We start from the raw sequence: 6,647 nt of genomic DNA on the forward strand, positions 1-6,647 counted from the left end.
CGGCGACGACACGGCCCGCAAGGCCGTGGACGCCGCCGACGACCACGAGCTGCTGTGGTTCGCCACGCAGGAGATCCCCACCCTGCTCGCCACCCCCTGACCTGCGCGGACCACTCGCCCTTACCCACTGTCGGTGGTGCCCGGTACCGTCTTCGCATGGGGATGCAGGAGAGCGCACACATCGTCTGGGACTGGAACGGGACCCTGTTCCACGACAACGACGCGATCATCGGGGCGACCAACGCGGCCTTCGCCGAGCTGGGCCTGGAGCCGATCACGCTCGAGCGGTACCGCGCGCTGTACTGCGTCCCCGTACCCAGGTTCTACGAGCGGCTGATGGGCCGGCTGCCCAGTGACCTCGAGTGGGAGGTCATGGACGGCGCCTTCCAGCGGCACTACGCCGAGCACCGGGTGCGCTGCGGGCTCACCGAGGGCGCGGCCGAGCTGCTGGCCGGCTGGGGAGCGGACGGCCACAGTCAGTCCCTGCTGAGCATGTACGGCCACGAGGAGCTGGTCCCGCTGGTGCGCGGCCTCGGCATCGAGTCGCACTTCCTGCGGGTCGACGGCCGTACCGGCCCCTCCGGCGGCAGCAAGGCCGAGCACATGGTCCGCCACCTGGAGGCGATGAGCACCCTGGTCGACCCCGGGCGGACCGTGGTCATCGGTGACGCGGCCGACGACGCGCTGGCCGCCCAGCACGTCGGCGCGCGCGCCGTGCTCTACACGGGCGGCTCGCACGGCCCGGAGAGCCTGCGCGGCGCCGGCGTCCCGGTGGTGGACAGCCTGGCCGAGGCCGTCGCGGAGGCCCGCCGAATAGCGTCGTAACGGCGTCGCGGCCGCCGCCGCCCTGGCGCGGATACGCGACCGGCCCCCTCGCCGCCGCTGTGCAGAACGTCAAACTTCACCCCCCGGTTTTGTACACATACGGCTCATGACGGGGCCCCCGTCCGGGGCGATAGCCTTGTGGCGTGATCAGCGCGATATCTCGCGGGGACGCCACAGTCCCTGCCCTGCGCCCGGGCCGCACGGACGAACTCCGTGACCGGGCGGCGGTCGCTGGTCCTCTCGGGCGGGACAGGGGCGCCGTAGCGTCCCGGACACCGGGGACGGCCTCCGGCACGACGGTGCGGAGAGCAGCGTCGCTTCCGACAAGTCTGTCGACAATGGCCGAAATCCCCCCGCCCATCTCGCCTCGCGGCATAGCGTCGGAACGGACCGGACACCTCGGGCCGTGGCGTCATACCGGAGGGGAAGAGACCGTACTTCCTTCTACGTCACGCAACGGCGCGCGACAGGAGCCAGAGGACAATGCAGACCAAGCTGGACGAAGCCAAGGCCGAGCTGCTCGATCGGGCCGCCCGGGTAGCTGAGAACAGCCCGGTCGGGGGGCACCTACCGACCGGGACCACGAGCGAGGGCACCTCCGGCACCCCGGACAGCGAAGCGGTGCTCGCGTTCCTCCAGCGCTACTACCTGCACACCGCCCCGGAAGACCTGGCCGACCGCGACCCGGTCGACGTCTTCGGTGCCGCGGTCTCCCACTACCGTCTCGCCGAGAACCGCCCGCAGGGCACGGCCAACGTGCGGGTGCACACCCCGACCGTGGAAGAGAACGGGTGGACGTGCAGCCACACCGTGGTGGAGGTCGTCACCGACGACATGCCCTTCCTGGTCGACTCGGTCACCAACGAGCTGACCCGTCAGGGCCGCGGCATCCACGTCGTGATCCACCCGCAGGTCGTCGTCCGCCGTGACGTCACCGGCAAGCTGATCGAGGTCCTGCCCACCGGCCCGCACGGCGAGCTTCCGCACGACGCGCACGTCGAGTCCTGGATCCACGTCGAGATCGACCGCGAGACCGACCGCGCCGACCTCAAGCAGATCTCCGCCGACCTGCTGCGCGTGCTGTCCGACGTGCGCGAGGCCGTCGAGGACTGGGAGAAGATGCGGGAGGCGGCCGTCCGCATCGCCGACGGCCTGCGAGACGAGCCCCGCCCGGCCGACCTCCCCGCCGCCGAGGTGGACGAGGCCCGTGAGCTGCTGCGCTGGCTCTCCGCCGACCACTTCACCTTCCTCGGCTACCGCGAGTACGAGCTGCGCGGTGACGACTCCCTGAGCGCCAAGGCCGGAACCGGCCTCGGCATCCTGCGCTCCGACCCGCACCACTCCGAGGACGACGAGCACCCGGTCAGTCCCTCCTTCGAGCGGCTCCCGGCGGACGCCCGCGCCAAGGCCCGCGAGCACCGCCTGCTGGTGCTGACCAAGGCCAACAGCCGGGCCACCGTGCACCGCCCGTCGTACCTGGACTACATCGGCGTCAAGAAGTTCGACGCGGACGGCAACGTCGTCGGCGAGCGCCGCTTCCTGGGGCTGTTCTCCTCCGCCGCGTACACCGAGTCGGTGCGCCGGGTGCCGGTGATCCGGCGCAAGGTCGACGAGGTGCTGGAACGCGCCGGGTTCTCGCCCAACAGCCACGACGGCCGCGACCTGCTCCAGATCCTGGAGACCTACCCGCGCGACGAGCTGTTCCAGACCCCGCCCGCCGAGCTGCAGTCCATCGCCACCAGCGTGCTGTACCTCCAGGAGCGCCGCCGGCTGCGCCTCTACCTCCGCCAGGACGAATACGGGCGCTACTACTCGGCCCTGGTCTACCTGCCGCGCGACCGGTACACCACCGGGGTCCGGCTCCGGATCATCGACATCCTCAAGGAGGAGCTGGGCGGCATCAGCGTCGACTTCACCGCCTGGAACACCGAGTCGATCCTGTCCCGGCTGCACTTCGTCGTCCGCGTCCAGCCCGGCACCGAGCTGCCCGAGCTCTCCGACGCCGACAAGGAGCGCATCGAGGCCCGCCTGGTCGAGGCCACCCGCTCCTGGTCCGACGGCTTCGCCGAGGCGCTCAACGCCGAGTGCGGCGAGGAGCGCGCCGCAGAGCTGCTGCGCCGCTACAGCAACGCCTTCACCGAGGGCTACAAGGCCGACCACTCCCCGCGCGCCGCGGTCGCCGACCTGGTCCACCTGGAGCGGCTGAGCAACGAGAAGGGCAACGACTTCTCGCTGAGCCTGTACGAGCCGGTGGGCGCCGCCCCCGGCGAGCGCCGGTTCAAGATCTACCGCAAGGGCGACGCGGTCTCCCTCTCCGCCGTGCTGCCGGTCCTCAACCGGCTCGGCGTCGAGGTCGTCGACGAGCGCCCCTACGAGCTGCGCCGCACCGACCGCAGCACCGCGTGGATCTACGACTTCGGCCTGCGCCTGCCGCGGACCGCCGGCGGCGCCGACCACCTCGGCGAGGACGGCCGCGAGCGCTTCCAGGACGCCTTCGCCGCGACCTGGACCGGCCAGGCGGAGAACGACGGCTTCAACGCCCTCGTGCTGAGCGCCGGGCTGACCTGGCGGCAGGCGATGGTGCTGCGCGCCTACGCCAAGTACCTGCGCCAGGCGGGCTCCACCTTCAGCCAGGACTACATGGAGGACACCCTCCGCAACAACGTCCACACCACCCGGCTGCTGGTCTCCCTGTTCGAGGCCCGGATGTCCCCGGACCGGCAGAAGGCCGGCCTGGAGATCACCGACGCCCTGCTGGAGGAGCTGGAGGCCGCGCTGGACCAGGTGGCGAGCCTGGACGAGGACCGCATCCTGCGCTCCTTCCTGACCGTCATCAAGGCCACCCTGCGCACCAACTTCTTCCAGGAAGCCCGTGACGGCGGCCCGCACGCGTACGTGTCGATGAAGTTCGACCCGCAGGCCATCCCCGACCTGCCCGCACCGCGCCCGGCGTACGAGATCTGGGTGTACTCGCCGCGGGTCGAGGGCGTGCACCTGCGCTTCGGCAAGGTCGCGCGCGGCGGCCTGCGCTGGTCGGACCGGCGCGAGGACTTCCGTACCGAGATCCTCGGGCTGGTCAAGGCGCAGATGGTGAAGAACACCGTCATCGTGCCGGTCGGCGCCAAGGGCGGGTTCGTCGCCAAGCAGCTCCCCGACCCGAGCGTGGACCGGGACGCCTGGCTGGCCGAGGGCATCGCCAGCTACAAGACGTTCATCTCCGCCCTGCTCGACATCACCGACAACATGGTGGCCGGCGAGGTCGTCCCGCCCCAGGACGTGGTGCGCCACGACGGCGAGGACACCTACCTGGTGGTCGCGGCCGACAAGGGCACGGCGACGTTCTCCGACATCGCCAACGAGGTCGCCCAGTCCTACGACTTCTGGCTCGGGGACGCCTTCGCCTCGGGCGGCAGCGCGGGCTACGACCACAAGGGCATGGGCATCACCGCGCGCGGTGCCTGGGAGTCGGTGAAGCGGCACTTCCGCGAGCTGGACCTGGACACCCAGTCCGAGGACTTCACGGTCGTCGGCATCGGTGACATGTCCGGTGACGTGTTCGGCAACGGCATGCTGCTCTCCGAGCACATCCGCCTGGTCGCCGCCTTCGACCACCGGCACATCTTCATCGACCCGGTCCCGGACGCGGCCACCGGCTACGCCGAGCGGCGCCGCCTGTTCGAGCTGCCCCGCTCCAGCTGGGCCGACTACGACACCTCGCTGCTGTCGGCGGGCGGCGGGATCTTCCCCCGCAGCGCCAAGTCGATCCCGCTGAACCACCACATCCGGGAGGCGCTGGGCATCGAGGAGAAGATCTCCAAGATGACCCCGGCCGACCTGATGAAGACGATCCTGAAGGCGCCGGTCGACCTGCTGTGGAACGGCGGCATCGGCACCTACGTCAAGTCCTCGGCGGAGACCGACGCCGATGTCGGTGACAAGGCCAACGACGCCATCCGCGTCGACGGCGCCGACCTGCGGGTCAAGGTCGTCGGCGAGGGCGGCAACCTGGGTCTGACCCAGCTCGGCCGGATCGAGTTCGCGCTCCAGGGCGGCCGGATCAACACCGACGCCATCGACAACAGCGCCGGTGTGGACACCTCCGACCACGAGGTGAACATCAAGATCCTGCTCAACAGCCTGGTCACCGACGGGGACATGACCGTCAAGCAGCGCAACAAGCTGCTGGCGGAGATGACCGACGAGGTCGGCGCGCTGGTCCTGCGCAACAACTACGCGCAGAACACCGCGCTGGCCAACGCGCTCGCCCAGTCCAAGGACATGCTGCACGCGCAGGCCCGGTTCATCCGGCACCTGGTGCGCGAGGGCCACCTCAACCGGGCGCTGGAGTTCCTGCCCACCGACCGCCAGATCCGTGAGCGGCTGAACCAGGGACAGGGCCTCACCAGCCCCGAGACCGCGGTGCTGCTGGCGTACACGAAGATCACGGTCGCCGAGGAGCTGCTGCACACCTCGCTGCCGGACGACGCGTATCTGCGCGGGCTGCTGCACGCGTACTTCCCGACCGCGCTGCGCGAGCGGTTCGCCGAGGTCATCGACAGCCACCCGCTGCGCCGGGAGATCACCACCACCGTGCTGGTCAACGACACGGTGAACACGGGCGGCACCACGTATCTGCACCGGCTGCGCGAGGAGACGGGGGCCTCGCTGGAGGAGATCGTCCGCGCCCAGACCGCGGCCCGCGCGATCTTCAGCTCGTCCCCGGTGTGGGACGCGGTGGAGGCGCTGGACAACCAGGTCGACGCGGCCGTGCAGACCCGTATCCGGCTGCACTCGCGCCGGCTGGTCGAGCGCGGCACCCGCTGGCTGCTGAACAACCGGCCGCAGCCGCTCCAGCTCGCCGAGACCGTGGAGTTCTTCGCGGACCGGGTCGAGCAGGTCTGGCAGCAGATGCCGAAGCTGCTGCGCGGCGCCGACCTCGAGTGGTACCAGCACGTGTACGACGAGCTGTCCGCCGCCGGTGTCCCGGCCGAACTGGCCACCCGCGTGGCCGGGTTCTCCTCCGCCTTCCCGGCGCTGGACATCGTCTCGGTGGCCGACCGCACGGGCAAGGAGCCGCTGGACGTGGCCGAGGTGTACTACGACCTCGCCGACCGGCTGCACATCACCCAGCTCATGGACCGCATCATCGAGCTGCCCCGCGAGGACCGCTGGCAGTCGATGGCCCGCGCCTCCATCCGCGAGGACCTGTACGCGGCGCACGCGGCGCTCACCGCGGACGTGCTCGCGGCGGGCAACGGCACCTCCACGCCGGAGCAGCGGTTCAAGGCGTGGGAGGAGAGGAACGCGCCCATCCTGAGCCGGGCGCGCGCCACGCTGGAGGAGATCCGGAGCTCGGACGCCTTCGACCTCGCCAACCTCTCGGTGGCGATGCGCACGATGCGGACGCTGCTGCGCACGCACGCGTGACCGGCGCCGCCTGAGCGGAGGGCGCCCCCGGACCGGAGAACCCGGTCCGGGGGCGCCCTTGTCGCTTTCCGGGCGGTCTGTCCGTTTCGGATAGGGTCTGGCCCGTGACAGCGAACCTCACCGGGTCCCGCGCGCGGCGCGGCCGTCCGTCGACGGTGGCCGCGTCGCTGGTGGCCGTCGCGCTGGCGGCGCTCGTCCCGCTGCTGATGCTGCTGGCCGTGGTGCGGCTGCCCTGGGCCGGTGACCTCGGCATACACGCGGCGACCGTGCAGCGGCTCCGGCACAGCCTGCTCGACCCCGGCAACCCGCTGGTCGACGCGGACACCCCGAGCCCGTACTACTCGCCCTGGATACTGGTGCTGGGCCTGCTCGCCCGGCTGACCGGGCTGCCGGTG

General features: G+C 71.0%; 3 protein-coding genes and 1 pseudogene. All 4 read left to right on the forward strand.

All coding sequences use genetic code 11. The features are described 5' to 3' along the window. Positions 1 to 100, forward strand: a 100-nt coding sequence (locus CCN33_RS33850) for a DUF6912 family protein (RefSeq protein WP_425275860.1), incomplete at its 5' end; no start/stop codon positions are given. Between the two features lie 56 nt (positions 101 to 156). Further along, a complete protein-coding gene (locus CCN33_RS20915) occupies positions 157 to 825 on the forward strand; it encodes an HAD family hydrolase (RefSeq protein ID WP_086695100.1) in 669 nt (222 codons plus the stop codon). Positions 826 to 1,308: 483 nt separating this feature from the next. Continuing rightward, on the forward strand, positions 1,309 to 6,252 hold the full coding sequence (locus tag CCN33_RS20920) for an NAD-glutamate dehydrogenase (protein ID WP_086695101.1): 4,944 nt from the start codon (positions 1,309 to 1,311) through the stop codon (positions 6,250 to 6,252). Between the two features lie 155 nt (positions 6,253 to 6,407). After that, positions 6,408 to 6,647, forward strand: a pseudogene (locus tag CCN33_RS33155) (hypothetical protein); the annotation flags it as partial.

This window comes from Streptomyces recifensis, from assembly GCF_002154615.1.
GTDB classification, from domain to species: domain Bacteria; phylum Actinomycetota; class Actinomycetes; order Streptomycetales; family Streptomycetaceae; genus Streptomyces; species Streptomyces griseoluteus.

Excerpts from the sequence above, each read along its gene's own strand:
- CCN33_RS20915 (WP_086695100.1), top strand. The coding sequence starts at position 157 with ATGGGGATGCAGGAGAGCGCACACATCGTCTGGGACTGGAACGGGACC.
- CCN33_RS20920 (WP_086695101.1), top strand. The coding sequence starts at position 1,309 with ATGCAGACCAAGCTGGACGAAGCCAAGGCCGAGCTGCTCGATCGGGCC.